We start from the raw sequence: 25,013 nt of genomic DNA, 5'->3' as shown, positions 1-25,013 counted from the left end.
ATTTAGGTGTGTAATTGACAATCTATCAAAACATTATAGTGCATTCAGAAATTCACGCAGCGAAGTATAAGTTGAGCTTTTATTATTTTCCTCCAGTTTCCAGAGCAAATCAGATTCCTTACCGGTCACAAAAACGGTAAGTACATTTCCTTCAGCCTGAGTTGTACTAAAGCCATTTCTAACCAGTGCCTTTTTTGTCCAGAAAGCTGCGGCGCCCTCTCCAATTACATTAATGCTTCTTTTACCTTCATAATGAATGTTAAAGGTCCCGGTAGCGGCATCAAACGCAATTCCGTCTTTATCAAAAGCATGCTGAAATGAGCCATTTAAAACCAGTTCTTCCGGCAAACCAGCAGCCAGCTGTCCGCCATTACTCATTAACCAGATCTGATCGGCTACCTGGAGTGCCAGATCAAGTTCATGCGTGGAAAGTAAAATCGCTTTATTGGTTTCTTTAGCCAGCTGATGTAATAAACGCATCAGTTGAATACGGCTGGGCAGGTCAAGATGTGCAGTGGGTTCATCCAGTATAATCAGCGGCGTATCCTGTGCCATTGCCCTGGCCAGCATCACTTTCTGACATTCGCCGTCGCTCAGGCTATCTATCTTTCTACCCAGAAAAGCTTCTGTACCAGTCGCTTTAATTGCCTGGTCAATCGCTGTTTTATCTTTTTCAGTCAGTATACCCAGCCATCCTGAATAAGGGTAACGTCCCAAAGAAATCAGGGAATACACATCCAGGTTTCCGGATCTTATATTATCAGTCAGCACTAAACTTATTTTCCGGGCTATCTGAGCAGGTTTCAGTTTTTTAAGCTCTTTTCCATCCAGTGTAATCCCGCCATTCAGCGGATGCTGCAAACCAGATATAGTTCTGAGTAAAGTAGATTTCCCGCAACCATTCGGGCCTAATAAACAAACAAGCTGCCCGGCATGGAGTTCCAGGTTTAAAGGTCCTGCAACAGCTTTAACCTTGTTTTTTCCTGCCTGATAACCTATCGTTAACCCGGAGGTATAAAGTAATGATGTTTGCGCGGCCATTAGAATCCTCTTAGTTTAGTGGGCCCTGCTATAATCCAGATGACTACCGGTGACCCCACCAGTGCAGTAATCACGTTAATAGGCAAAACGGTCTGACTACCTGGCAATTGTGCTACAATATCGCAGATCAGCATCAGCACAGTTCCAATCAGGCAGCATGCCGGAATCAGCACACGATGATTCGATGTATTAAATAAAGCCCTGGCTAAATGTGGTACTGCAATACCGATAAAACCAATAGGTCCGCAAAATGCGGTTATGCCTCCGGCTAAAATGCTGGTACTGCCAATAATCAGTATACGGGCACGTTTTACCGTCAGCCCCATACTACGTGCATAATTATCGCCTAACAATAAAGCATCAAGTAATTTTGAAGACAGGAATGAAATTAACAGTCCGGCCGCAACCACAACAGCAAGTATCGTCAGCTGTCCGCCTGTCACTCCGCCCAGCGAACCAAAAGTCCAGAGCAGATAATCTTTAATCAGCTCCGGCGAACTGAAATACTGCCAGATACTAATTAAGGAAAGTGTGATATTCCCAATCATTACGCCTACAATCAGTACAATAACATTATCTTTTAAAGAGGAAGAAATAGAAACTATCAGGATCATAATCAAAGCTGCTCCTAAAGAAGATGCTGTTATGATTAACCAGCTGCCTGAGATCCCCAGTTCTTTAATGGTATACAAACTCGTAATACTCCCGGCCGAAAGCATAACTAAGGCCACCCCCAAACTTGCTCCGGCAGTAATCCCTAAAACTGAGGGTCCTGCAAGGGGGTTCCTGAACAGTGTCTGCATCTGTAAACCGCTTACCGATAAACCGCAGCCGACAATAATAGCTGTCAGTGCTTTGGGCAGCCTGATCTGTTCAATAATATAAATCCAGGTATCATTTCCTGAACCAGAAGTAAATAAAGCTTTGATAACTTCCTTCAGGGGAATATCTACAGAGCCCAGAGCCACATCAAGAAGAAAAGCCACCAGTAATATGGCCAGCAATACTGAAACTTTTATTTTATTCAATTTCTTAAGGAATTAATTCAATTGCTTGTAATAAACGAGCTGATGATCCGGCAGTAATTCAGGATGAAAAATCCTGATTAAATCACCCAGAACCAGCTGAGGGTTTACCGCCCCGGATTCCCAGTAATCATTGGAACCGATATCGTTTACTTTTTTATTGAAGTTGAAGATATGATTATCTTTAAAGGGCTTAAATTCTGCATATCGGCTATCGATTGCCTTAATATCATTTTTACTGTCCACGGTTCCGACATTCAGCCAGAAATCAGCTTTTAGTGCTACCGGAGCCACAGCTTCAAAACTAAGTGGTAAACTGCCTTTTCCATGTATGTTTGCCCAGTTATAGGTTGTACCGGCATCTTTCAGAAACTGAACCATATAACTATCTCCATCTGGCACGTACCACGTCCCTTTGTAAGGCATTCCGCAGATCAGAGACGGTTTATTGACTGCCTTTGCACCAATTGCAGCCAGACGTTTATATTCTTTCTCCAGGGCGTCAAATTTAGTATTGACAAATTTTTCCCTGTCCATGAGCGCTGCCATAAGTTTAACCCATTCTGCGCGGCCAAGCGGCGTAGTTTCCAGCCATTCTGAATTCAGCATGACCGGCACACCGGCACCAGATAAGGTTTCATATTTACTGAATTTGGCATCGGGACTCCCCATGACCATAACCAAACCCGGTTTCATACTGATCAGGACTTCATCATTCATTGTCCCGTCTATTCCTACTTCTTTTACTTTACCTGCTGCAATGTTTTTCCTCACGGTCTCTGAGCTCACATATTTCAGACTTCCAAGACCTGTGATTGCATCGGCAGCTCCCACAAAATCTGCCAGAGCAATATGCATAGATGACATAGCCACCAGACTTTTAACGGGAATTTCAATCAGCTGTGCTTTTTTATAACCTTCGGGAGCTTTTACGCCTTTAGCTAATAAAACATACTGTACCGTATCTGGCTTTGCCCCCATACCCGAATAAATACTGACCAGCTTATAATGATCATAATAATCGATATTAAAGCCTTTGGCATATTTAATTTCTGCACTGCCGGTTTTTGCTGAGGTATGTTTTTGACCAGAATGGTTCTGTTTGCATGAAGTAATCAGCAACAGGGAAACTATCAGACAGGGGAATATTCTGCTGAATGAAGGATAATTTATTTTTTTCATCATAAAGTTTAGCCTTTCTTCCGAAAGCATTTAATAACTATTGATAAGGCAGGTCTTCTGACTTCCTCCAACTGTCACCTTCCCTTCTTACAGAAAGTGGTATTACAACAGTTTTTTTAACGAGGTTTACAGCAGCGGAGACTGTTCCGGATTTACACCGGTATTCCCTTAAAGCATTTTAGATTTTGTAAAAATAAAATGCAGCCTTACGCCTGCAAACCTAGATAAAATCAAGGATAAATGCAACGCGGCTCTGACTGGTGTTTTTAGGCACCTCAATCAGCTCAAATCCACAGTCGGTATAGGTATCTATGATGGCTTCATAAATCACAACTGACTCTTCAAAAGTCTGCCAGCGTTCGCTGTCCTGAACGTATATATCCTGCCAGGGCGGAAGGATAAAAACCTGTTTATGATAAGGATAATTTATTAAGCTGGTATAGTATTTTTCCGGAACTGCTATTCCGGCAACACTCAGATAGGCAATGATATCAGGAATACCTCTATCAAAAAAAGTGATTTCATTTGCTGGTGCACTGTTCCAGGAAATGATCATTTCATCCAGTACTTTGACAGAGAAACAGGAAACATCCATCCAGGGCAGACAAAAAGATCCTTTTGCTTTTTCCTGGATAATCATCTTTCTGGATACCTCTTCGGCGCAAAAATACCCTTGCTGTCTTAACCCGTCAGTCAATGTTGATTTTCCTGCTCCGGGACCTCCGCTAATGATGTATTTCCGGGATATATCAGCCATTGGGCACAAGTTTAATGAGAATTTTCATGGAAGAAGAATGATACTGATCTTATACCTGAAAGAAATAAATAACCATTGATAAAACCATGATCAGACATACGCCCTGGTTGATACTGCTGACCATCCTGAATTCTTCATGTTTGATTTCTCTGCTGTTACTGCCTATCAGCGGTTTATCTACCAGAATACCATGATAAACATTAGGGCCGCCAAACTGGACATCCAGAATTCCGGCCAGCGCGGCTTCAGGATACCCTGCATTGGGGCTTTTGTGCTGATGACCATATTTCAGTACATACTGCCATCCACGCATACTAAAGGTAACCATCAGCATCAGAATGGTAGTGATACGGGCCGGAATAAAATTGGCCACATCATCCAGGCGGGCCGCAAATTTGCCGAAATACTCATACCTGTCATTACGGTATCCTATCATGGAATCCATAGTATTAATCATCTTATAGGTAAGCATCCCGGGTATGCCAGCTACAAAATAAAAGAACAAAGGTGCAATTACACCATCACTCAGATTCTCTGACATGGTTTCGAATACAGCCACGCGAATCTGCTGGGCATCGAGATTGGAAGTATCCCGGCCTACTATCCTGGACAGACGTACTCTGCCTGCCTCAAGACCTTTATATTTTAATGCATCAAATACTTGCTTTCCTTCTGTAATCAGCCCCTTATTGGCCAGCGCATAATACACAAATGCCGTAGCAAACAGAAAATAGACCGGCACGCTGTGACTTAACATGAAATGTATAGCCCCGTAGAAAAACAAAAATGTACCTGCGCAAAATACGATTGCCATCAACATACCTTTGACAAATCTGAACCTTCCTTTGTTCAGCTGCTTTTCAGCAAAGGAAATCAGGCTCCCAAAAAATCTGACCGGATGAGGCAAACCTTCCGGATCACCGAAGATCAGATCAAGCAGATAACCTGCAAGCAAAGGAATAATGATAATTATATATGTTTCCATTCAGCTAAAGCATTGATCAGTAATTGATTTTTATCCTTACTTAAAGTAGCCATACGAATATGCCCGGCACTAAGTCCTCTAAAATTTCCTGCATCACGGATCAATATATTAAATTCTTTCAGTAAAAACTGTTTTAATGCTGCTCCGGTTTGAAAATTTGTCTTTGCAAGAAAAAAATGGGTATGCCCGGGATAAACAGTCAGCAGATCAGCTGGTAGTTCCTTTATCAATTCAGTTTTATCAGCCAATAACTGATGAACAGGAATTTGCAGGTCCTGGTAATGGTCAAAAATAAAGTGTCCGGCTGCGATTGCCATCGTATTTACTGCCCATGGCAATTTAAAAGATCTTAACCGGTCAATCAAAGAAATATTTGCAGCTATATACCCCAATCTCAAACCGGGAATCGCATAAGCTTTGGTCATCGAGCGTAAAACAATCAGGTTACTGTATTTTTCAATGAGATTAATCACTGAACTGACCACTAGTGTAAATTCAATAAATGCTTCATCAACAACAAAAAGCAGATCAGGATATTTCCGTATCAATTTCTCCAGATCTTCGATTACCGCCCCTGTTGGATTATTCGGGTTACAAATAAACAGCAGCCCGTTATCAGGCATAAGCCCAGTCTCCAGTGCTGACCAATCCAGCAATCTGATTTCATGACCAAATAGTTTACAGGCATCTTCATATTCTGCAAAAGCCGGAATTGTAATGGTTGTCTTCTGATGCTGATAAGCCTGGGCAACCAGATAAATACTCTCTGTACTCCCATTGGTTACCAATATATTTTCGGCTTTAAAGCCATATGAACCGGCTATTTTTGCGGTAAGACTTTCTGCAAGTACCTCGGGATAATGCTGTACATTATCCCATTGTGCAAAAAGATGTTCCTTTAATCCTTTTGGTGCCCCGCCATACCAGACATTAGTGCTAAAATCTGCGGCTAATGTCTGCCGGTGTAAATATCCGTCGTCCCCGTGTCCCTGAAACATTTGATTAATCTTTGATATGCTGATATACCTGGTCAATATCCAGGTTTTCTCTCAATAATAAAGCTAATTTATCATATTGCTGGCTCCGGAACTCAAGATAATCGACAGATTCTACCTGCAAATCTGTATATGGAGCGACCAAATCATTGATGACTACCTGATTATCCAGAATCCCATGCAGATAGGAACCCCAGCATTTTTCTGACAAAAAATAACCGTCAGTCTGTTTTTCTTCGAGATACGCTACAGGTCTGCCTTCTCCATGGACCAGTGTTTCGCCCATATGAATTTCATAACCCATACATTCTCCGGGAAAATGCCGGTAAGTAAAATGGCATTGTCTGGTTGTTTTTTCTGACAGTAATATGGTTTCTACCGGTAAAATATCCAGTCCGGCGATTTCTCCGGCTGCAGACTCAATCTGCTGCGGATCTCTGATAATCTTACCCATCATCTGATATCCCCCGCAAATACCGATCACAGTCTTACCGGCTGAACGGGCAAGAATAATGGCATCAGCAAGCCCGTTAGCTCTGAGTTCCATCAGATCTTCAATCGTATTTTTACTGCCTGGCAGGATAATAATATCAGCCTGAGAAATGCCCGTTATTGTATGTGTATAATACAGATTGATTCTGCTGTCTTTATCTAAACGGTCAAAATCTGTAAAATTAGACATCCTGCTTAAAAGCACAACAGCAATATTGACTTTTCCACTTGCCGGCTGGTTACGTTTCAGTTTCAGGGAGACCGCATCTTCTTCTTCAATAAAAATATCTTTGAAATAAGGAATAATTCCGATAACCGGGACTCCGCACAACTCTTCTATCATTTTTTTTCCATCCTGAAAAAGATCAGCATCACCACGGAATTTATTAATTATAATTCCTTTAATACAGGCTTTTTCTTCAGGTTCCAGTAAAGTCATCGTTCCATAGAGGCTGGCAAAAATTCCTCCCCTGTCAATATCTGTAATGAGATAAGTTGCCGCACCGGCAGCTATCGCCATCCGCATATTGGTAATATCACGTTTTTTGAGATTCAATTCTGAGATACTCCCTGCTCCTTCCATGACAATTGGTGAGTAGCGTGAGGCTAATCTTTGCCATGCCCGTTTAACCTCTTCAAACAATTCATCCCGGTCTGCAGATAAAAAATATTCCTTCGCACTTTGATTACCTATAGGTTTTCCATTCAGAATAACCTGTGCAGTCTGATCATTGGTAGGTTTAAGTAACACCGGGTTCATGTCTGTATGACAGGGAATACCAGCTGCTTCGGCCTGCACAGCCTGTGCTCTGCCTATTTCCAGCCCCTGTGGAGTAGCATAACTATTCAGCGACATATTCTGCGCTTTAAATGGCGCGGGCGAATAGCCATCCTGCTTAAAGATCCGGCAAAATCCGGCCGTAATCACACTTTTACCTACATCAGATGAGGTTCCAACAAACATTATGGGTTTGAGTTTCCTTTGAATTTCCATGAAATGCAAGCTTACACAATTTATCAGAGCTTAACAATGCAATTTAACTGCTGCTGACCTTCAAATAGTTTTTGCACGACAACTAAAATCCAATTCCTTTCCATTATCTTAATATTCAATTAATAACAATACCTCATACTTGAAAAACAATATTTTAACCATGAAATTATCCCATCTGATTTTATTTGTGCCGGTATTACTGGCTTTATCCTGTAAAAAAGAAAATGTACAGCTTCAGCAAAAGCTCAGCAATGCGAAAAACGATGCTGTAGAAGTCACTAAAGACACGGCAAACATTACACTATCCTGGAACAAGACCTACCAGAAGATTGAAGGTTTTGGTGCTTTTGGCGGACGCATTACTCCTTTTTTTGAATCTCCTAAAAGAGATAGCATTATGAATTACCTGTGGGGAGAAACAGGCTTACAGCTGACTATCATCCGTGGAAAAATTATCCGCAGTTATCCTTTTGATAAACAAAGTGGTGTGGTAACCATCAAACCGGCAGGTTCGGATATTGATATGGATGTAAATGGTGCGGAATACAAAAAACTAACTGAAGACCAGAAGGAACAGATTGGCCAGCTCTGGATCCTGAAAAAAGCAAAAGAACGTTATCAGTTACCTATCATGTTTGCCAGTGCCTGGACACCTCCGCTGTATATGAAAACAAATCCGGACAGCGAAAGTGCCAAAAATTTCAATGGCCTTAATTTCAAGTGCTGCTCTACAGATTTTGCCCGTTATATTTCAGGATTTACAAAAGCTTATCAGAATGAAGGAATTAACTTTTATGCAATTTCACCAACCAATGAGCCGGAGAATATTTTTTCTGACTGGGATGCTTCTTACTGGGATTCAAAACATCTGGGTGAATTTTTAACCAACAATCTTCGTCCTGCTTTAAATGATGCAGGCTTAACTTCTACCAAAATTATCTCTTCTGAAAATGCAGCCTGGGGAACAGCTAATTCTTTTTTGTCTGGAATGGATAAATCCAATGTCGATATCCTGGCCGGACATGGCTATGTAGAAATCGGCGATCTTATTTTTGGCAAAAGGGGTTTGAACCAGAATCCAAAACCCTGGACATTCAGTACGGGGAACAAACCAGTCTGGTTAACTGAGACCTCTGATGATGGCGGTACTTATGATGGTACAATCACTGGTGGGTTAAAACTGGCAACAAGCATGCATAAATTCCTGGCAGAATGTAATGTCAGTGCATTTGTATACTGGCTGGGTATGCTGGCTGTTAAAAACAACGAATCCCTCATAGGCACTAATAGTGATGGCAGTCTGGAATTCCCTAAAACTTATGATGTAATGGGACAGTTTTCTAAAGCTATACATCCGGGTTATGTTCGTTTTGATTCTAAACTGCAAAATAACTCTACATTGAAAATATCGGCCTACAAAGATCCGGTAAGTGGTAAGTTCAGCCTGGTTGTAATTAACCCGGGTCAGAAAGCAGTGATATGCAAACTCCGCTTAGATGGCTTCACTGCCGGATTGCTAAATGCTTATCAGACTACTGAAAGCAACACAAGATGGCAAAACAGTGCTCCTATAGCTGTAAAGTCAAATGGAATCTTTGAAATTATGGTTCCTGCTACGGGTGTGATCACCTTTACAGGTAATAAAGGATAAAATTCAGCTGCATATTTCGGGTTTATTTTTAGTCATAAACCCGAAATATTTTCACAATTACTCTCTTCTTTAAAATCCGGCAATTAAAATCACTATTTTACCTGACACCATAGCTGATTTGAATGCAACCTGATCAAATAGATACAGAATGACTTTGCTTAATTTGACGATAGTCTTACTCTATAAAATTAGTAGAATTTAACTATATACTTATATTTGCCTGATAAACAAAGCTCAAAATCGATAAAACATATGTATAAAAAGACCCTGACTATAGGTTTGTTAGCCCTTTTATCTGTTGGTGCAAAGGCACAGACTTCTCTTCAGCAGGGAGCCTGGCGTGCTGCACTGCAAAGAAATGACGGAAACAAGATTATTTTTAACCTGGATATCCAGCAGCAAAAAGGAAAAACAGTATTCTATATTGTGAATGATCCTGAAAAAATGCTTGCTGATGATGTGACCATCGTTAAAGATTCCGTATTTATCAATATGCCGGTTTTTGAGTCTGCATTCAGATTAAAAATTATATCAAAAGACAGCCTTTCCGGAACATGGATCAGAAAAACCACTTCCAAAGATATTGTAATGCCTTTCACTGCAACAACAAAACAGGCTTTTCGTTTTCCTGCTGTCAATGGCAATGCAACTGAAAGTGCAGATGGGAAATGGAAAATTGATTTTGTAAAAGGTACAGGATCAGAAAGGGAGGCCATTGGTCAGTTCTCACAAAAAGGAAATCAGGTAACAGGTTCAATACTTACGCCTTCTGGTGATTACCGTTATCTGTCAGGAATAGTAACCGGAGATTCACTTCAGCTATCAACTTTTGATGGTATTCATGCCATGGTCTTTACCGGAAAGATTAATAAAGGAAATATTACTGATGGTAATCTATACAGCGGACCGGTTTCAAAAGAAAAATGGACCGCATTAAAAGATGACAAAGCAGCTTTATCAACTGAACAGGTTACTAAACTTAAAGATGGTGAAGATGGAAGTTTAAATTTCAGTTTTCCTGATCTTGACGGGAAACAGGTTTCCATTAAAGACAAACGTTTTAAAGATAAAGTAGTGATCATCCAGTTAATGGGATCTTGGTGTCCTAATTGCATGGACGAAACAGCCTTTCTAAGCGAGTATTACAAAAAGAACAAACAAAGAGGTGTAGAAATTATTGGACTTGCCTACGAGTACACTACTGACGTTAAACGTTCAACTGCGAGTATACGTAAGTTTCAGAAAAAATTTGATGTGAAATATTCATTACTGATTACGCCTACTACAGTATCTGATTCTTTACATACAGAGAAAACACTACCGCAGTTAACAGCGATTAAAGTATTTCCAACTACCCTGATTTTGAATAAGAGCGGGAAAGTAACAGAAATTACAACGGATTTTTACGGCCCGGGAACCGGCGATTATTATACCAGGTATAAAGCAGCTTTTGAGAAAAAGATTGATGAGTTACTGGCGCAGTAAAATAGCCCGTTATATAAATAAAAACCGCTCAGACCTTTTGATCTGAGCGGTTTTTTTATGCGGATCATATTTTCATATGCTCCTTTTAATATACTTTGAAGCTTGCTGAACCTTCAGTTATTTTTTTAATTGCTTTTTGGTGGATGCTGTCAGTTCGCGTTTCGCTAAAGCATGACATTCATAGATGGCATCACTGAACATCATTTGTTCCGGTGGTGTTTTCTGAGTTGAAGCCGAAGGTCCTCTAAGCGCTCCTACCAGACCTAATTCTCTGGCCACATATACATATCTGATCGCGTCAATAACCACACCGGCAGAGTTAGGTGAATCCTGAACTGAAAGCTGTGCGTCAAAGATTACCGGAGCACCCATAAAGCCTTCTAATTCCAAACGGAAATTAGCTACTTTATTATCTCCGTAAAATGAGATATACTCTGAAGGACCAGCATGCAGGAAGCTATCTTCAGTCGAAATACCTCTGATATCATTCTGTGCACGAATCACATTCTCTTTAGAGATCTTTTTGGATTTCAAACGGTTTTTATCTTCCATGTTCAGGAAATCTGTATTTCCACCAACATTTCTCTGGATATGGGCTTTTACATGGTGTCCTCTTTCGAAAGCCAGTTCCTGAAGCATCTGCGAAACAATACTTGCACCAAACTGACTGCGCATATCATCTCCGATAATTGGAATACCTGCCTCAATGAATTTTTGCTCCCATACAGGATCTGAAGCAATAAATACCGGAATACAGTTAACTAAAGAGATACCTAACTCAATACAGATTTCTGCATAGAATTCTGTAGCCAGCTGTGAACCCACAGGCAGGTAATTGATTAAAACTTCAACTTCGTGTTTACGCAATTGCGCAATAATTTCAGCTCGTAAGCCAGCTACCTGAGCCTTGTCATAGGTAACACCATCAATAAGAATATCAGTATTTTTCAATTCTTCCTTGATCACGAACCTGTTAGCCTCAGGATAAGCAGCCATTTGCGGAGATACACCATCAATAACCGGTGATCTGTATATTGGAGCTTCTGATTCTATGTCAGCATTAAGTACGATTGTACAGTTTGGTTTAGCAAAAATAGCAGCCTTTAATGGCTGGCCGATTTTTCTTTCGTCTATATCAAATCCGCAAACGAATTCAATGTCAGCCGCTTTATATCCACCAATATCATTAGCCATCAATCCTGATGTCTTGTCTGCATGTTTAGTGTAAAATTCCACGCCTTGTACTAGCGAGCTGGCGCAATTACCTACGCCTAAAATTGCAACTCTGATTTTCTTTCCTTGGTTATGCATTGTTTGAACTTGGGTTATTCTATATTTATCAGACGGAGAGCTTAAAGGCAGAATTCATCCATCTAAATCTCCGCAAAAATAGAAATCCGATTATTATTTCCAGTATAGTTTTGGGCAATATAGAGATAATTATGATAAGATGATTAAATTTTACATTCTGACAACTTTAATAACATAGTCAGTTTTTAATAAAAACCGGTATTCATTAATTCCTCTGCTTTACACATTTATTTGCTATATCATTAAATTGATCTTTTTTAGGCGTATATTAACACTTGATTAAGATTCTGCAATTAAAAATGGTTATAAAAACTTCTGCTCATATTATTTGTTAAGAACGTCACGCTGATTATTAAAAGCAGATATAACGCAAAATTCCACATCTATGAATAATTACAAGGATCAACAAACGATACTCTCCTATCTGATGCTTGAAAATGCAATAGAATTTATTGAATTTGTCAAAACGGTTTTTAATGCGGAAATTACTTTACTGAATATAGCTGCTGATAACAGAACTGTTCTGTCTGCAGAAATCAAAATAGGACATAGCGTACTGCTGTTATCTGAAGCAGCTGATAAATATGGAAAAGCCGTTGGTAATTTATTCATCTATGTAGGTGATGCTGATGAAACATTCCAGAGAGCTATATTTCATGGCGCATCTGTAGTGACTGAATTATCAGATATGGATTATGGACGATGCGGAGGTATAGAAGATCCTTTTGGAAATACCTGGTGGATAACCTCTACAGCATAATTCCACATCATCCTTTGATTAAGACAGCTTCTTAAAAATATTACTTATTACTTCGGGAATTTCATTAATCGCTTTCTCAGGATTATCAACTTCTCCTTCGGCCCACCCTCTCCAGATCACTTTAGAGGTTTTACGATCGATTATATCAATCATGATACTGTTAGCCTTTACTCTTATACTTCTTTCCCTTTCTCCTACATAAATGGGAAGCGGATTGTAATAAGAATAATAATAGACCCCTCTTCCACGATAGTAGGATACGCGTGGTAATATTCTTGGCGGAGGATTATAATACACCGGGTCGCTATACTCTTTAATTTCTTTATTTACTATCGCGGTGTACCGTAACAATAAATCGGGATTTTCATTTTGAAGAACGAAATTCCTCTTTCCCATTTCCTGGCTGGCAGACTCTACAATTTTATCTGTAGCTATATCATTATTATATATGGAGGTTGACTTTGATTTACCCTCAGGTATCCAGGCGAAGGTTTTATATTTTGCGGGATCCAGTGGCTTACGGGTCACTGAATAATAATTGTATGAAGAGCATCCTGAAAATACAGCTGCTACAGCAAACAATACTAAAACTAGCTTTTTCATTTGAGTTATATTTACAATTAAATACACATTATCAATACTTTACGTATTAAACAATAGACAATTTATCAGCTGAAAAGTTTAATCTGATCTTTTGTTTAAATACATTTTAATCTTCTGCTTTCATTCATTCTTCTCCTCCCCGGAGTCCGCATGCTGTATAGTATTAAGTACACTTATGCTGATGACTTATCAATTAACATCATGGTGTGTCATTCTTCACAGAATAGAAATAACATTCTTATTTTCAGAAAGATACAATTAAACACGAGCACATATTTTCGACAAAACCACCTAACGGATTAATTCTTGTAACCTCCTGATAGTAACAAAAATGTTATACAATCAATTCACCAACTATTAAATAAAAAACAATTATTACCATGAAAACGAAATTATTCTTAAAAAACCTGCTTAAGGGCACGGCCATTTTATCTCTTGCCGTATTGGTATCGTCCTGCAAAAAAAATGATGTTGACAGCTCAGGTTCTGCGAATATTAAAGTGGTAAACGCCTCGCCATCATCACCTAACCAGGGCTTTTATTTAGCCAATAAAACAGTTGTAGCCAGTGGATTATCATTTGCAACCGCATCTGCTTATATCTCTACAAATTCAGGCAATAATCTTGTAGCTGAATTTAGAAGTGACGGATCATCAACAGCTTATGCATCGGGAAAATCTGATATTAAAAATGGTGCCAGCTACACGATATTTCTAGCTGGTGACGGACAGGCCGCAAGAGTGAAGTTTTTTGAAGACGACCGCAGTGCGCCTGCAAGCGGACAGGCAAAAGTGAGATTTATTCATTTAAGTGACGGAGCTCCTGCAAATATTGACATCAGACGTTCAACTGGTGAAAATGTAGCTGCAAATCTTGGTCGCGATGTTGCTACTAATTTTACAACTATAGCACCTGGTATTCTTTCTCTTAGAATTTATGCTGCCGGTCAGACTACAAGTCTGGGCAGTTTTGACTTAACAGCATTTGCCGCTGATAAAACTTACACCGTTTATATCACCGGTTCTACTGCTAATTCAATCTCTGTACGTCAGATTACGCAGGAATAATTTATTCCGCTATTTATACAAAAAGCCGGCTTCTTTACAGAACCGGCTTTTTGCATAAACAGAAATCCCCCCTCTAGAAGAAATACTTCACACCCAATCCGGCATATCCGTTTCTTTTAGGCGAAGGGTTAAAGTAAGCTGGCTGGGCACCACCATATCCAACTGCATTTAAAGATAAGATTGAACTATATGATTCATTGAACAGGTTATCTATTCCTGCATAAATATTAACTTCAAAGGCCTTTCCCAGTCTGCCCTTATACCCAACCTTAGCATTAACTACCTGATATGATGCATTATAATCAGAGTTTTTATCATTTAATGGCATTTTATCATTGTAGTAATAATTTAAATATCCATATAAACCAAAACGGGTTTCCAAATCAAGACCAGCACTGATTACCCAGGGTGAAATACCGGTCAGTGCATTACCGTTATAAGAAGCTGTTACTTCATTCTTTGCATTCAGAATCTGATAATCCCTGAATTTGAAAGCTGAATAAGTCAGGGCAACAAATGGTCTCAGGACTGCTATTCCAAGATTATCTTCTGATTTTAAGGCTTGCCATGACAGAGCCAGCTCCGCCCCGTTATGTGTTGTTTTCCCTGCATTATTGTAAATGGTAATCCCCTGCTGAACGGACTGCCCGATTAACTCTCCTTTCATATCCATTTTAAACAGGGAAAGATCATAACTCAAACGGGAATTCAACAGGTTACCTTTAGCATTAATTTCATAATTAATTGCCTTTTCTGCCTGTAGCACAGGATTAATTGACCCGTCTACATTTTTGACTTCTGAGCTTGAAGGCGGCGAGAAACCTGTACTTACACTGGCATGCAGACTCAGTTCTTCAGCAAAATTATGACTGATTGCAATACGGGGAGTTGCTTGTGGTTTGAAATCCTTTATCCCACTCTGTGCCGGAACAAGATAATTTGACACATCATATTTCAGACTGTTATAACTCAGCCCAAGGGTTAACAGTGTACGTGCTCCAAGCTGGGTTTCTGATTGATAAAACAAAGAATAAAGTGTATTTCTGTAATCTATATTACCTGTGATTGCACCTTCTGTACCTTTGTTGTTTACATACTGCGTTCCTTTAGTAAGCCCTTCATTGAATTCAGCACCAACAATAAATTTAGTTGGTAATTCAGAAAAACCTGGATTATAAGTAAAACTGGTCCGGCCACCATAACTCTGATAATAATTTCTAAGATAGGCATATGGTAAAGGGTGATTTAAATCATAGGAGTAAGTAAATACACTGGTGCTGTTAGACAACTGGTCATTGATCTGGTATTGCTGTCCAAGTCCTACTCTTGTCCAGGTCTGATAACGGCCAGCCTGTTTATCCAGATTACTGGCATTAGCCTGCAAAGGGTTAGCAACAACCTGATCTGCAGTCAGTGATCCTGGAATCTGTGAATACTGCGTAGTACGGTTGAGTAATAAAGTAATAATACGTCTGTTACTTGGAAACAGCTGAAAGTTTCCTGAAAGAAATCTGCGCATATCATTGCTGTGTTCCCTGTATCCGTCATACTCCTGCCATCCATAGGAAACATAACTGTTAATTTTATCTCCGCCATTGCGATAAGTTGCGGCCAGACGGTGTAAACCATAGCTACCTGCTAAACCGGAGGCTTCCAGGCTTTGTTCCTGATAAGGAGAACGTTGTAACTGGAAATTGATAACACCACCTGTACCGGCACCATATATACTGGAGGCGGGACCTTTGATCACTTCGGCCCTGCCAATGCTGTTGACATCCAAAGCCTCAATTCTGGTAGTTCCGTCGGCTTCAGTAACGGGAATATCATTCAGATAGACTTTGATATTTCTTAATCCATACGATGATCTGACTCCGTTTCCACGAATCGAAATCCTGGCTTCAGAAAGTGTACTCTGATCCATTCTGACACCTGGTATAGAGTTGAGTGCTGATTGAAAGGACAGGGCGCTGCCACGATTGATATCTTTACTGGTAATCATTCCGACAGAGCCTGCAGTTTCCTTCTTGGTCCGGTTACCGGCAAAACCAGTCACACGTACTTCATTCAAACTGGACTCGTCTGCGTCGAGCTGAATATTCAGCACTCCTTCTTTTTTACTGTAATCTACATCCTGCGTTTTAAAACCCAGCAGAACAAATTTATAATGCTGATCTGATGTTGTATTTTCAATCTTAAAGTATCCGTTTTTATCTGATACGGTAAGTAATTTATTATCGGATGTTTTGATACTCACACCGGCAAGTGCCTGTTTGGTTTGAGAGTCATAAATATTACCTGTCACAGGTTGATTTTGTGCCTGAACGGTCTGCAGAAAAAATGCAAAACCGCTGAATAGCAGAAGAAATCTGAAAAGCTTCATTGTAAAATGCGAAATTATAATCCATATAAATATTGCCTGAGCCATCCTTCTTTAGCTTTTGTCCGGATTAATCTGCGGAGCTAAAGAAAAAATGATTCAGACTTTAAACCGGAGATTAGATTTCCGGTAAAACGAATACCTGTTCAAAATAAACAGGGCTAAAAATGGGATTATACGCGGGGTGGCTGAAATATTTCCGCAGCATAGGCTGGCAAACGAAAAGGCAGCTCAGGCTTATATTCCCGCTCAATATGGATCATATAAGGATTAAAAGTTAGTTTTTCAACTACGATACCTGCCTGGTACAGACTTCTTTGATTTTCATTTGCTCTGTTTTTTTCCTTTTGCTCCGCCTGTTTGAGCTTACGCATCAGGTAACATTTACCATTGCAATGCATCTGCGGTTTGTCACGGTTAATACAGAGTTTGGAAACGATATAGTTCTCGTTCAGCTCAAACCCAGCCCTCACAAAGACCTGACTGAAATTAGCAGTCAATGTAGTGAAAATGAGAATATGCGCAAGAATGCTTCTGAACATTTTGCAAATATAGAAAATCTTCACAGAGCCTGTTATAATTTTACAGGCTCTGATTTGAATATTTATATAGACCGGTCCAGATGAACATAACCGCCATCAACATAAACCAGCTGCCCGGTAGTATGACCTGATCTGGGAGACAGCAGGAATACAGCTGTATCGGCAATTTCTGCAGTAGTAGTCATTCTTTGTTCGAAAGGAATTTTTGCAGTAATATCTTTCAGCTTCTTCTCCGGTTCCGGCAGCGAACTGATCCAGGTCTGATACAAAGGGGTATAACATTCCGCTACAATGACCGCATTTACACGGATACTATGAGGCAGCAATTCCACTGCCCATTCTCTTGTCAGTGCATTTCTGGCTCCGTTTGACGCCGCATAGGCTGATGTCCCGCCCTGTCCTGTATCAGCTACCTTTGAACCAATATTCACAATAGCTCCTTTACTTTTTTTCAGATAAGGAAGTGCATGATGAGCCATCAGGTAATAGTGAATTACATTTTTATGCAAACTATCTACAAATGACTGGTAATTGCCGCTCTCCAGTCCTACCCCATCATTTACTCCTGCATTGTTCACCAGGCCATCAATTTTACCAAAAATCCTGATAACTGTATGAATGGTTTCTTCTGTACTTTTTGGATCTGTCAGCTCTGCAACGACCTGAAAGGCCTGCTTGCCTTCGGCAATAATTTCATTGACCAGCTTCAGATTATCTGCTTCTTTTCTGCCTACAACAACTGGAATAGCACCTTCATTTGCCAGCTGACGAACAATCCCTTCGCCAATTCCTTTTGCTCCACCGGTAACAATGATTATTTTATCTTTTAATTGCAGATCCATTATCTTTTTCTGTTAATATTAATTTTTAACATAAGCTTTGACTTCCTGTCTGGAAATCCCCAGGCCATCAATCCCCAATTCTACGACATCACCGGCTTTCAGATATACTGGCGGATTAAAACCAAGTCCGACTCCGGCAGGGGTTCCTGTAGAAATCACATCTCCGGGAAGTAATGTCATAAACTGACTTACGTATGAGATTACAAATGGAATGCTGAAAATAAAGTTTGAAGTATTACCGTCCTGCATAGTTTTGCCATTTACCTTAAGCCAAAGACGTAATTTGTTAATATCACCTAATTCATCAGGGGTTGCCAAAAATGGACCTAAAGGTGCAAAAGTATCGCAGCCTTTACCTTTGTCCCAGGTTCCGTTTCTTTCTATCTGAAATTCACGTTCTGAAACGTCATTATGTAAAGTATAACCTGCGACATAATCCAGCGCATCTGCTTCTTCTACATAGGATGCTTTTTTACCAATCACTACTGCCAGTTCCACTTCCCAGTCTGTCTTTACAGAATTTTTCGGAGTGATGATGTCATCATTCGGCCCGGCCAGTGCTGTTGTCGATTTCATAAAAATGATCGGTTCAACTGGTGTTGGTGCATTGGTTTCTTTAGCATGATCAGCATAATTTAAACCTATGCATATAATTTTAGATGGACGTGCAATGGGTGAACCTAAACGTTCTGAATCGGGAATACGTACTAGTTTACCTGCATTTGCCTTTACAAATTCAGCCAATCTTGCCAGCCCGTTTTTTTCAAAAAAATCCTCATTATAATCTCTGCCAAAAGCAGAAGTATCGTACTTTATATCATTGATAATTACACCTGTCTTTTCCCGGCCGGCACCGCCCCATCTTATTAATTTCATAAATATCTTTAGTTGTTAAGTTTTATAAATCCTCCATCAATCGGATAATCATTTCCTGTTATAAATCCTGATTCTTCTGCGCAAAGATATAAGGCCAGTGCTGCTACTTCTTCTGGTTTCCCCATTCTTCCGATTGGCTGACTTTTAGAGAGTTTAGTAAAAATCTCATCCTCCTGTCCTGCATAGTTTTTTGAAATAAACCCATCTACAAAAGGTGTATGAACTCTTGCAGGAGATATACTGTTGCAACGAATACCATCTTCGAGATAATCACGGGCAACTGACATAGTCATGGCATAAATTGCGCCCTTGCTCATGGAATAGGCAAACCTGTCTGCTATACCTACTACAGCCGCTATGGATGCCATATTTAAAATCGCCGGACTCTTACTTTGCTTCAAAAAAGGAATAGCTGCAAACAAAGTGTTATAAGCTCCTTTAACATTCACAGCAAATACATTGTCGAAATCTGCTTCACTGGTTGTATCTGCTTTACCTATATGGGCAATTCCGGCATTATTTACTAAAATATCCACCGCTCCGATCTGAGAAAACACATCCAGAACCTGGTTCTGATTACTTACATCACAACTATGAATGTGAGCTTTGCCATTGTTCTTCTTAATCTCAGTCACTGTTTGCTCAGCCGCCCCGGCATTAAGTTCGATAATATGTACATCTGCACCTTGTTTGGCAAATAATATAGAAATAGCTTTTCCTATACCACTTCCTCCACCGGTAATTATGGCTATTTTTCCTTCTAAACTAAACATATCTTAAATTATAATGAAACTCCTCTTTTCCATGGAATAAAATCATCCTGTCCTAATTCTACTGATTTTGGCTTAACGTGACCGCTTGCCACATCAATAACATAATTCAAAATCCTTTCGCCGGCTTCTTCTATACTTTCTGTTCCTTCAATGATAGTACCGCAGTTAATATCGATAATATCTGGCATTTTATTGAATAAGGTTGTATTAGTAGAGATCTTGATTACTGGTGCAACCGGATTTCCTGTTGGTGTACCCAGCCCGGTGGTAAAGAGCACAATGTTGGCTCCCGACCCTACTTCGGCAGTAGTACTTTCTACATCACTGCCGGGTGTACATAATAAATTCAGACCTGGTTTTGTCACCTTATCCGGATAATCCAGCACTGCTGTGACAGGAGAGTTACCTCCTTTTTTTGCTGCACCTGCTGATTTTATAGCATCGGTAATCAAACCGTCTTTGATATTTCCTGGTGAAGGGTTTGCATAAAAACCTGAGCCTGTTGCTTCTGCAAGTGCATTATAGGTACTCATCAGCCCCATAAAACGGTTAGCAGTTTCTATATCTACACAGCGATCACTTAATTCCTGCTCAACACCACATAATTCTGGAAATTCAGCCAGAATAACGCTACCGCCTAAAGTGACCAGCAAATCTGAGAGATGACCCAATGCCGGATTAGCTGAAATTCCTGAAAACCCATCAGAACCGCCGCATTCCAGACCAATACAAAGTTTAGATAAGGGCGCTGGTGCTCTTTCTTCCTGATTAGCCACAATCAGACCGGTAAAGGTTTGCTTCAGGGCCTCCTGCAATAGTCTGCTCTCGGTTCCCAGTTTTTGCTGTTCTAAAACGACCAGGGGTTTACTGAATTCAGGATCTCTTTTTTTAATTTCTGCTTCCAGGATACTTATTTGTGCATGCTGACAGCCTAAACTTAAAACAGTTGCTCCCGCCACATTGGGATGGGTAATATATCCTGCCAGTAAACCGCAAAGACTATCTGAGTCCATCCGCGTCCCTCCGCAGCCCATATCATGGTTTAAAAACTTAATGCCGTCTATATTTGGAAATAATTTATCTGCAGGAGCTACAGAAGCTGAATGCTGCAAATCTGCCTGCAGTATATCTTCTATACTTTTACCTGTCTGATATAAAGCAATCAGACCATCTACTTCATTTTCATAGCTTTTAGCCTTTTTAAAACCAAGCTTCCCGGTAAGTGCTTCTTTAAGAACTTCTACATTCCTGTTTTCACAAAATACCAGAGGAATTACAATCCAGTAGTTGGCGGTTCCTACAGAGCCGTCTGCCCGGTGAAACCCCATAAAGGTTTTATCTCTGAAAGCTTCCACATCTGGCTTTTGCCATTCAGTTTTTCTTTCTCCCAGCTGATAACCATCGGCTGCATGTTTTACGTTATCCACGGTTATTGCATGCCCGGCAGGAATAGCTTCACTTGCTTTACCCACCAGCACTCCATACATGAAAATACTGTTCCCTTCAGACAGATCATGCATGGTAAATTTGTGCTTGGCGGCTATCGGTGCGATTATATCAAAATTCAGTGCATTAAACCTCACTTTAAACCCTGCGGGTAAATCTACCAGGGCTACCAATACATTATCCAGCGGATGGATTTGTATAAAGCAGGTTGTTTCTGTTAATGCCATATTATTCAAGTTCAAAAATCAGATTCATTAACATCCATTTCTCTCCGGGTTTAGCTCCTGGTAAAGCCTGCTGATATTTCCACATTAGCTTTTCCCATTCCTGAACCCTCTCATTAGCTGCATCTTTTGCAGCTTTATACTCAAAACTAAAAGCATCATTTACGCTCATCGTCATCATCAGCCGGTTGGCAAAGCGATAAATCTGCATCTTCTCTATACCTGAATCTTTAATACTGGCATAAACTTCCGGCCATATTTTCTGATGATATTTTTCGTATTCCCGAATCAGTTCGGGGTCGTTAATCAAATCGAGCGTTAAACAATAAGTCCTCATTTATCTGTTTTCTGTTTTTAGATCGTGCCTTATCTTTGTATATTCAAAGGAAAGTATTTTTGATTTTATTTATTTTACCATTTGAACGAAAGATTAAATGATTTTGGCATATTTACCTTTCATCAGCTATCATTTGTAACAAAAAAATGAAACCTCAACTTTTAAAAGCTTCTCCAAACCCAATTAACTCCTTCAATGCCAGACAGGATAACGTACCCTACATTAACAACCGCTGGCACTATCATACAGAAGTAGAACTGATACATTTCAAAAAGGGTAATGGTACACAATTTATAGGAGATAGTATTAAGCGTTTCCGTTCCGGGGATGTCATACTGATAGGCGCAAATCTCCCGCACTACTGGAGATTTGATGATGTATATTTTGATGAACAGCTTAATACCAGTGCTGATGTACGCGTCATACACTTCAATGAGAATTTCTGGGGGGACGTTTTCCTTAATTTGCCGGAAAACAAACTGATCAAAACCACACTTGAAAAAGCAAGACGCGGAATTCAGATAGGAGGACAAATCAAAAACAATATCGGAGAAATTCTGGAACAGCTGTTACAGGCTGAAGGTTCCAGAAAAATTATCCTGCTGATGGAAGCACTGACAAATATTGGTAATTGCACCAAGACCAGACTACTTTCTTCTATCGGCTTCAAACACAATTTTGAGGAGTCAGAGAACGACAGGATTCACTCAATCTATGAATTTTCCCTTGCCAATTTCAAACGCAAGATACAAACACAGGAAGTGGCAGATATTGCCCATGTCAGTGTTAACTATTTTTGCAGATATTTTAAATCAAGAACAAGAAAGACCTATTCTCAGTTCATTAATGAAATCAGAATAGGTCATGCCTGTAAGTTGCTGATCGAAAATAAGATTAATGTAAAGCAGATCTGTTATGAAAGTGGCTTTTATAACTTTGCCAGTTTCCACAAATATTTCAAATCTATTACCGGTAAAAGTCCGCTAAATTATCAGCGTGAATTTCTTAATGACCGGAAAGAAACCAGTCATTAAGTATCGCAGAACCGGACTAATAAACCTGATACAGCTTATTTTGCCTGCATATCTGTCAAAGTGGATTTCAATTCTTTTATAGTAGCTGCAGAATTGTCAGGGGCGTTAAATATCTTATGTGCAGTAGCTGCCTTTCCATAAAAATTAGTGTTCGCCTGTGCATCTATTGCCAGTGAAGCACCATTTAGAGAAATTCCTGCAAAAAGTCCCTTGCTACGGGAATAAGAATAGACCTCAGCTTCAAGTTTATAATCTGTATTTGCTGTAGTATTTCTGCCTACAGGGCCTGCAGCGACAGATAAATCCCCTCCTAATGTAAAACTGCTTTTTTTAATATCAGTCAGACTGCTGCTATGTTTAAAGACCAGAACAAGGTCCACAGCCTGCACACCTATCTGTGCTCCAATGCTACCTCCGGTAATCGTTACAAAGACAGGATTACTCCAGGTGCCATCAGCTCTTTTAACCATAGCCACTCCTTTACCTCTTTTTGCACCGATCACAAAACCGGCATTGATTAATTTAGGAACAACTATAATACCCTCTGTAACAGCCAGTAAATCTGACGGTATAGATTCCTTCATCTTACTAAAATCCGTAAGGACAGTTGTCGCTGCTTCGACTTTCTTTTCTTCTTTTTCCTGTGCATTAACCGAGATGTTTAAAAATAAGCCCGCACATAAAAGAAGTGCAATTCTAAACTTCGGTAATTTCATCGTTTTCATCATTGACTGGATTTTGTTTGAGTTTGATTAATGTAAACACTTAATCAAATTCAAAGCCAAAATTCCAGTAAAAAAAAGAGCACCACCAATTATGAATCAGTGATGCTCTTTTTTATAGGTAATTTTATCTTCTTATATTTCTTATTTAGCAAAAGAAATATTAACTCCCTGCCCGGTAAAACTAATGGTTTCTGCAGTTGTAGGAATATTCTCTGGAACAGGGCCAAATTTATTTACTACAGCGATCTGATAAACAGGAGTTAACTCTAATTTTAAAAAATTTGTTTTCATTTTTTTCATAATGCAACAGCGCTTAATTTCAACAATTATAGAGAATTCATCATTTATTAAAAAAGTTATTACACGAACTAGCGTAATCTCGGGGTAAATCAACATATAATCTCTTATATTTGAATTAATGATTTCCGCATCCGCCTCAAAAAAACTTAAGTTTTACCGTGCCCACATCTTCGCGTGGTCGCTTTTTATTACTTTTGAATTTCTCTTATCTTTTCTTCTTCATGTTCCAACTGCTTCCGCAGCTGACTATATTTTAGCTTACGCGCTCAATATAACACTTTTCTATACCAACTCACACATTGTATGGCCAATAGCCTATAAAAAACCCATATATATCGGGGTAGTACTGATCTTACTCGAACTTACTGCCTACCTGGCTCTAAAATATATTTTTGCGTGGATATACTTTGTACTTAACCTTTCAACCTACCCTCCTGCTTCTGTCATTACTCAGGATACTGTTGCCAGAACTGTCTATAGATTTATCTACTTTGTAGGAATAAGTTCAGGTTACTGGTTTGCTTTAAACATTATTGCTCAGCGGAAAGAAATTTCGGATCTGGAGAGGAGCAAATTACTGGATCAGTTACATCAGCAACAACTGGAAAAGAAACTTGTCGATTCGGAGGTTGCTTACTTAAAATCACAGATCAATCCGCATTTCCTGTTCAATACGTTAAACTTCCTGCACAATTCTGCAATAAAGACAGCACCTCAGCTCACTAAGCCAATACTTTTACTTTCAGACATTATGCGTTATGCATTAACTGAAATACCACAAAGCGGAAAAGTTGAGCTCTCAGAAGAAATTGAACAAATTGCTTCGTTTATAGATTTAAATCAATTTAGGTTTGATCATAATTTACAGCTATCTTTCACTATTACAGGAAATACTGCGAATCTCCAGGTACTTCCTTTAATCCTGCTGACACCTGTTGAAAATATTTTTAAATATGCTGACCTTAAAAATGCCGAACACCCAGTAAAAATCAATTTGGAAATTAACAACAATGAATTACAATTCACGATTAATAATAGAAAAATAAGAACAAGAAAACCTATTCCAAGTCATGGTTTAGGTCTTAAAAATTTAAAACTAAGACTGGATGCATATTATTTAGATGCTCATGAAATCCAAATAATAGAAACTGCAGATGATTATACGTTCAAGCTTCAAATAACACTCTAA

Annotated in this window: 24 protein-coding genes and 1 riboswitch; of the genes, 6 read left to right on the top strand and 18 right to left on the bottom strand. The window is 39.5% G+C overall.

Annotated features, from left to right (window positions below):
• Positions 1-33: 33 nt before the first annotated feature.
• The 7 genes from PL_RS24625 to PL_RS24595 all read right to left on the bottom strand — a co-directional run bounded on the left by PL_RS24625 (position 34) and on the right by PL_RS24595 (position 7,471).
• Positions 34-1,041, bottom strand: a complete 1,008-nt coding sequence (locus PL_RS24625) for an ABC transporter ATP-binding protein (RefSeq protein WP_041879356.1) — start codon at positions 1,039-1,041, stop codon at positions 34-36.
• Complete coding sequence (locus PL_RS24620; protein WP_041879359.1) at positions 1,041-2,069, bottom strand: iron ABC transporter permease; 1,029 nt, start codon at positions 2,067-2,069, stop codon at positions 1,041-1,043. Before PL_RS24620 ends, PL_RS24625 begins: the two co-directional genes overlap by 1 nt.
• Positions 2,070-2,081: 12 nt before the next feature.
• Complete coding sequence (locus tag PL_RS24615; protein WP_160292073.1) at positions 2,082-3,251, bottom strand: ABC transporter substrate-binding protein; 1,170 nt, start codon at positions 3,249-3,251, stop codon at positions 2,082-2,084.
• Between the two features lie 27 nt (positions 3,252-3,278).
• A riboswitch (cobalamin riboswitch) is annotated at positions 3,279-3,472 on the bottom strand.
• Positions 3,469-4,005 (bottom strand): AAA family ATPase, encoded by a 537-nt coding sequence (locus tag PL_RS24610; protein ID WP_041879364.1) that lies wholly within the window; start codon positions 4,003-4,005, stop codon positions 3,469-3,471. Its footprint overlaps the riboswitch before it by 4 nt.
• 49 nt (positions 4,006-4,054) lie before the next feature.
• Entirely contained in the window at positions 4,055-4,990 is a 936-nt protein-coding gene (gene cbiB / locus PL_RS24605; RefSeq protein ID WP_041879367.1) for an adenosylcobinamide-phosphate synthase CbiB, read from the bottom strand.
• On the bottom strand, positions 4,975-5,988 hold the full coding sequence (locus PL_RS24600) for a pyridoxal phosphate-dependent aminotransferase (protein WP_041879369.1): 1,014 nt from the start codon (positions 5,986-5,988) through the stop codon (positions 4,975-4,977). The genes cbiB and PL_RS24600 overlap by 16 nt, the downstream gene beginning before the upstream one ends.
• A gap of 4 nt (positions 5,989-5,992) precedes the next feature.
• The gene (locus PL_RS24595) at positions 5,993-7,471 is read right to left on the bottom strand and encodes a cobyric acid synthase (RefSeq protein ID WP_200890701.1); all 1,479 of its coding nucleotides are present in this window, start codon (positions 7,469-7,471) and stop codon (positions 5,993-5,995) included.
• 160 nt (positions 7,472-7,631) lie between these two features.
• Here PL_RS24595 and PL_RS24590 point away from each other — a divergent pair, with 160 nt between their 5' ends.
• Entirely contained in the window at positions 7,632-9,122 is a 1,491-nt protein-coding gene (locus PL_RS24590) for a glycoside hydrolase (RefSeq protein WP_082035846.1), read from the top strand.
• A 252-nt stretch (positions 9,123-9,374) separates the two neighbouring features.
• On the top strand, positions 9,375-10,607 hold the full coding sequence (locus PL_RS24585) for a peroxiredoxin family protein (protein ID WP_041879372.1): 1,233 nt from the start codon (positions 9,375-9,377) through the stop codon (positions 10,605-10,607).
• Positions 10,608-10,724: 117 nt separating this feature from the next.
• Here PL_RS24585 and PL_RS24580 read toward each other — a convergent pair whose 3' ends face one another.
• A complete protein-coding gene (locus PL_RS24580; RefSeq protein ID WP_041879375.1) occupies positions 10,725-11,918 on the bottom strand; it encodes an inositol-3-phosphate synthase in 1,194 nt (397 codons plus the stop codon).
• Between the two features lie 385 nt (positions 11,919-12,303).
• Here PL_RS24580 and PL_RS24575 point away from each other — a divergent pair, with 385 nt between their 5' ends.
• Positions 12,304-12,678, top strand: a complete 375-nt coding sequence (locus tag PL_RS24575; RefSeq protein WP_041879377.1) for a VOC family protein — start codon at positions 12,304-12,306, stop codon at positions 12,676-12,678.
• Between the two features lie 18 nt (positions 12,679-12,696).
• Here the strand turns inward: PL_RS24575 and PL_RS24570 are convergent, their stop codons facing one another.
• On the bottom strand, positions 12,697-13,281 hold the full coding sequence (locus PL_RS24570; RefSeq protein ID WP_041879381.1) for a DUF4136 domain-containing protein: 585 nt from the start codon (positions 13,279-13,281) through the stop codon (positions 12,697-12,699).
• A 380-nt stretch (positions 13,282-13,661) separates the two neighbouring features.
• Here PL_RS24570 and PL_RS24565 point away from each other — a divergent pair, with 380 nt between their 5' ends.
• The gene (locus tag PL_RS24565; RefSeq protein ID WP_041879383.1) at positions 13,662-14,348 is read left to right on the top strand and encodes a DUF4397 domain-containing protein; all 687 of its coding nucleotides are present in this window, start codon (positions 13,662-13,664) and stop codon (positions 14,346-14,348) included.
• Between the two features lie 73 nt (positions 14,349-14,421).
• Here the strand turns inward: PL_RS24565 and PL_RS24560 are convergent, their stop codons facing one another.
• The 7 genes from PL_RS24560 to PL_RS24530 form a co-directional block, all read right to left on the bottom strand.
• The gene (locus PL_RS24560; protein WP_160292074.1) at positions 14,422-16,728 is read right to left on the bottom strand and encodes a TonB-dependent receptor domain-containing protein; all 2,307 of its coding nucleotides are present in this window, start codon (positions 16,726-16,728) and stop codon (positions 14,422-14,424) included.
• A 170-nt stretch (positions 16,729-16,898) separates the two neighbouring features.
• Positions 16,899-17,267 (bottom strand): hypothetical protein, encoded by a 369-nt coding sequence (locus tag PL_RS24555; RefSeq protein WP_041879389.1) that lies wholly within the window; start codon positions 17,265-17,267, stop codon positions 16,899-16,901.
• 62 nt (positions 17,268-17,329) lie between these two features.
• Positions 17,330-18,109 carry an SDR family oxidoreductase gene (locus PL_RS24550; protein WP_041879392.1) on the bottom strand — a complete coding sequence of 260 codons (780 nt, stop codon included), beginning with the start codon at positions 18,107-18,109 and terminating at the stop codon, positions 17,330-17,332.
• Positions 18,110-18,127: 18 nt separating this feature from the next.
• Positions 18,128-18,985: a fumarylacetoacetate hydrolase family protein gene (locus PL_RS24545; protein WP_041879394.1), complete on the bottom strand. Its 858-nt coding sequence runs from the start codon at positions 18,983-18,985 to the stop codon at positions 18,128-18,130.
• An 8-nt stretch (positions 18,986-18,993) separates the two neighbouring features.
• The gene (locus PL_RS24540; protein WP_041879396.1) at positions 18,994-19,758 is read right to left on the bottom strand and encodes an SDR family NAD(P)-dependent oxidoreductase; all 765 of its coding nucleotides are present in this window, start codon (positions 19,756-19,758) and stop codon (positions 18,994-18,996) included.
• Between the two features lie 8 nt (positions 19,759-19,766).
• A complete protein-coding gene (locus tag PL_RS24535; protein WP_041879398.1) occupies positions 19,767-21,431 on the bottom strand; it encodes a UxaA family hydrolase in 1,665 nt (554 codons plus the stop codon).
• Between the two features lies 1 nt (position 21,432).
• Complete coding sequence (locus PL_RS24530) at positions 21,433-21,765, bottom strand: L-rhamnose mutarotase (protein ID WP_041879400.1); 333 nt, start codon at positions 21,763-21,765, stop codon at positions 21,433-21,435.
• A 146-nt stretch (positions 21,766-21,911) separates the two neighbouring features.
• Between PL_RS24530 and PL_RS24525 the strand changes: the two genes are divergently transcribed.
• Entirely contained in the window at positions 21,912-22,799 is an 888-nt protein-coding gene (locus PL_RS24525; RefSeq protein WP_041879402.1) for an AraC family transcriptional regulator, read from the top strand.
• Positions 22,800-22,834: 35 nt separating this feature from the next.
• Here PL_RS24525 and PL_RS24520 read toward each other — a convergent pair whose 3' ends face one another.
• On the bottom strand, positions 22,835-23,527 hold the full coding sequence (locus PL_RS24520; RefSeq protein WP_235324453.1) for a lipid-binding SYLF domain-containing protein: 693 nt from the start codon (positions 23,525-23,527) through the stop codon (positions 22,835-22,837).
• Positions 23,528-23,665: 138 nt separating this feature from the next.
• On the bottom strand, positions 23,666-23,815 hold the full coding sequence (locus PL_RS24515) for a hypothetical protein (protein WP_160292075.1): 150 nt from the start codon (positions 23,813-23,815) through the stop codon (positions 23,666-23,668).
• Between the two features lie 127 nt (positions 23,816-23,942).
• Here PL_RS24515 and PL_RS24510 point away from each other — a divergent pair, with 127 nt between their 5' ends.
• Positions 23,943-25,013 (top strand): sensor histidine kinase, encoded by a 1,071-nt coding sequence (locus tag PL_RS24510; protein WP_041879404.1) that lies wholly within the window; start codon positions 23,943-23,945, stop codon positions 25,011-25,013.

The organism is Pedobacter lusitanus (genome assembly GCF_040026395.1).
Classification (GTDB): Bacteria; Bacteroidota; Bacteroidia; order Sphingobacteriales; family Sphingobacteriaceae; genus Pedobacter; species Pedobacter lusitanus.
This window is presented reverse-complemented; position numbering and strand designations above follow the sequence as displayed.

Bases quoted from the DNA above. Each gene is read 5' to 3' on its own strand.
- PL_RS24625 (WP_041879356.1), bottom strand. From the start codon at position 1,041: ATGGCCGCGCAAACATCATTACTTTATACCTCCGGGTTAACGATAGGT.
- PL_RS24615 (WP_160292073.1), bottom strand. From the start codon at position 3,251: ATGATGAAAAAAATAAATTATCCTTCATTCAGCAGAATATTCCCCTGT.
- PL_RS24610 (WP_041879364.1), bottom strand. From the start codon at position 4,005: ATGGCTGATATATCCCGGAAATACATCATTAGCGGAGGTCCCGGAGCA.
- cbiB (WP_041879367.1), bottom strand. From the start codon at position 4,990: ATGGAAACATATATAATTATCATTATTCCTTTGCTTGCAGGTTATCTG.
- PL_RS24600 (WP_041879369.1), bottom strand. From the start codon at position 5,988: ATGTTTCAGGGACACGGGGACGACGGATATTTACACCGGCAGACATTA.
- PL_RS24595 (WP_200890701.1), bottom strand. From the start codon at position 7,471: ATGGAAATTCAAAGGAAACTCAAACCCATAATGTTTGTTGGAACCTCA.
- PL_RS24590 (WP_082035846.1), top strand. From the start codon at position 7,632: ATGAAATTATCCCATCTGATTTTATTTGTGCCGGTATTACTGGCTTTA.
- PL_RS24585 (WP_041879372.1), top strand. From the start codon at position 9,375: ATGTATAAAAAGACCCTGACTATAGGTTTGTTAGCCCTTTTATCTGTT.
- PL_RS24580 (WP_041879375.1), bottom strand. From the start codon at position 11,918: ATGCATAACCAAGGAAAGAAAATCAGAGTTGCAATTTTAGGCGTAGGT.
- PL_RS24575 (WP_041879377.1), top strand. From the start codon at position 12,304: ATGAATAATTACAAGGATCAACAAACGATACTCTCCTATCTGATGCTT.
- PL_RS24570 (WP_041879381.1), bottom strand. From the start codon at position 13,281: ATGAAAAAGCTAGTTTTAGTATTGTTTGCTGTAGCAGCTGTATTTTCA.
- PL_RS24565 (WP_041879383.1), top strand. From the start codon at position 13,662: ATGAAAACGAAATTATTCTTAAAAAACCTGCTTAAGGGCACGGCCATT.
- PL_RS24560 (WP_160292074.1), bottom strand. From the start codon at position 16,728: ATGAAGCTTTTCAGATTTCTTCTGCTATTCAGCGGTTTTGCATTTTTT.
- PL_RS24555 (WP_041879389.1), bottom strand. From the start codon at position 17,267: ATGTTCAGAAGCATTCTTGCGCATATTCTCATTTTCACTACATTGACT.
- PL_RS24550 (WP_041879392.1), bottom strand. From the start codon at position 18,109: ATGGATCTGCAATTAAAAGATAAAATAATCATTGTTACCGGTGGAGCA.
- PL_RS24545 (WP_041879394.1), bottom strand. From the start codon at position 18,985: ATGAAATTAATAAGATGGGGCGGTGCCGGCCGGGAAAAGACAGGTGTA.
- PL_RS24540 (WP_041879396.1), bottom strand. From the start codon at position 19,758: ATGTTTAGTTTAGAAGGAAAAATAGCCATAATTACCGGTGGAGGAAGT.
- PL_RS24535 (WP_041879398.1), bottom strand. From the start codon at position 21,431: ATGGCATTAACAGAAACAACCTGCTTTATACAAATCCATCCGCTGGAT.
- PL_RS24530 (WP_041879400.1), bottom strand. From the start codon at position 21,765: ATGAGGACTTATTGTTTAACGCTCGATTTGATTAACGACCCCGAACTG.
- PL_RS24525 (WP_041879402.1), top strand. From the start codon at position 21,912: ATGAAACCTCAACTTTTAAAAGCTTCTCCAAACCCAATTAACTCCTTC.
- PL_RS24520 (WP_235324453.1), bottom strand. From the start codon at position 23,527: ATGATGAAAACGATGAAATTACCGAAGTTTAGAATTGCACTTCTTTTA.
- PL_RS24515 (WP_160292075.1), bottom strand. From the start codon at position 23,815: ATGAAAACAAATTTTTTAAAATTAGAGTTAACTCCTGTTTATCAGATC.
- PL_RS24510 (WP_041879404.1), top strand. From the start codon at position 23,943: ATGATTTCCGCATCCGCCTCAAAAAAACTTAAGTTTTACCGTGCCCAC.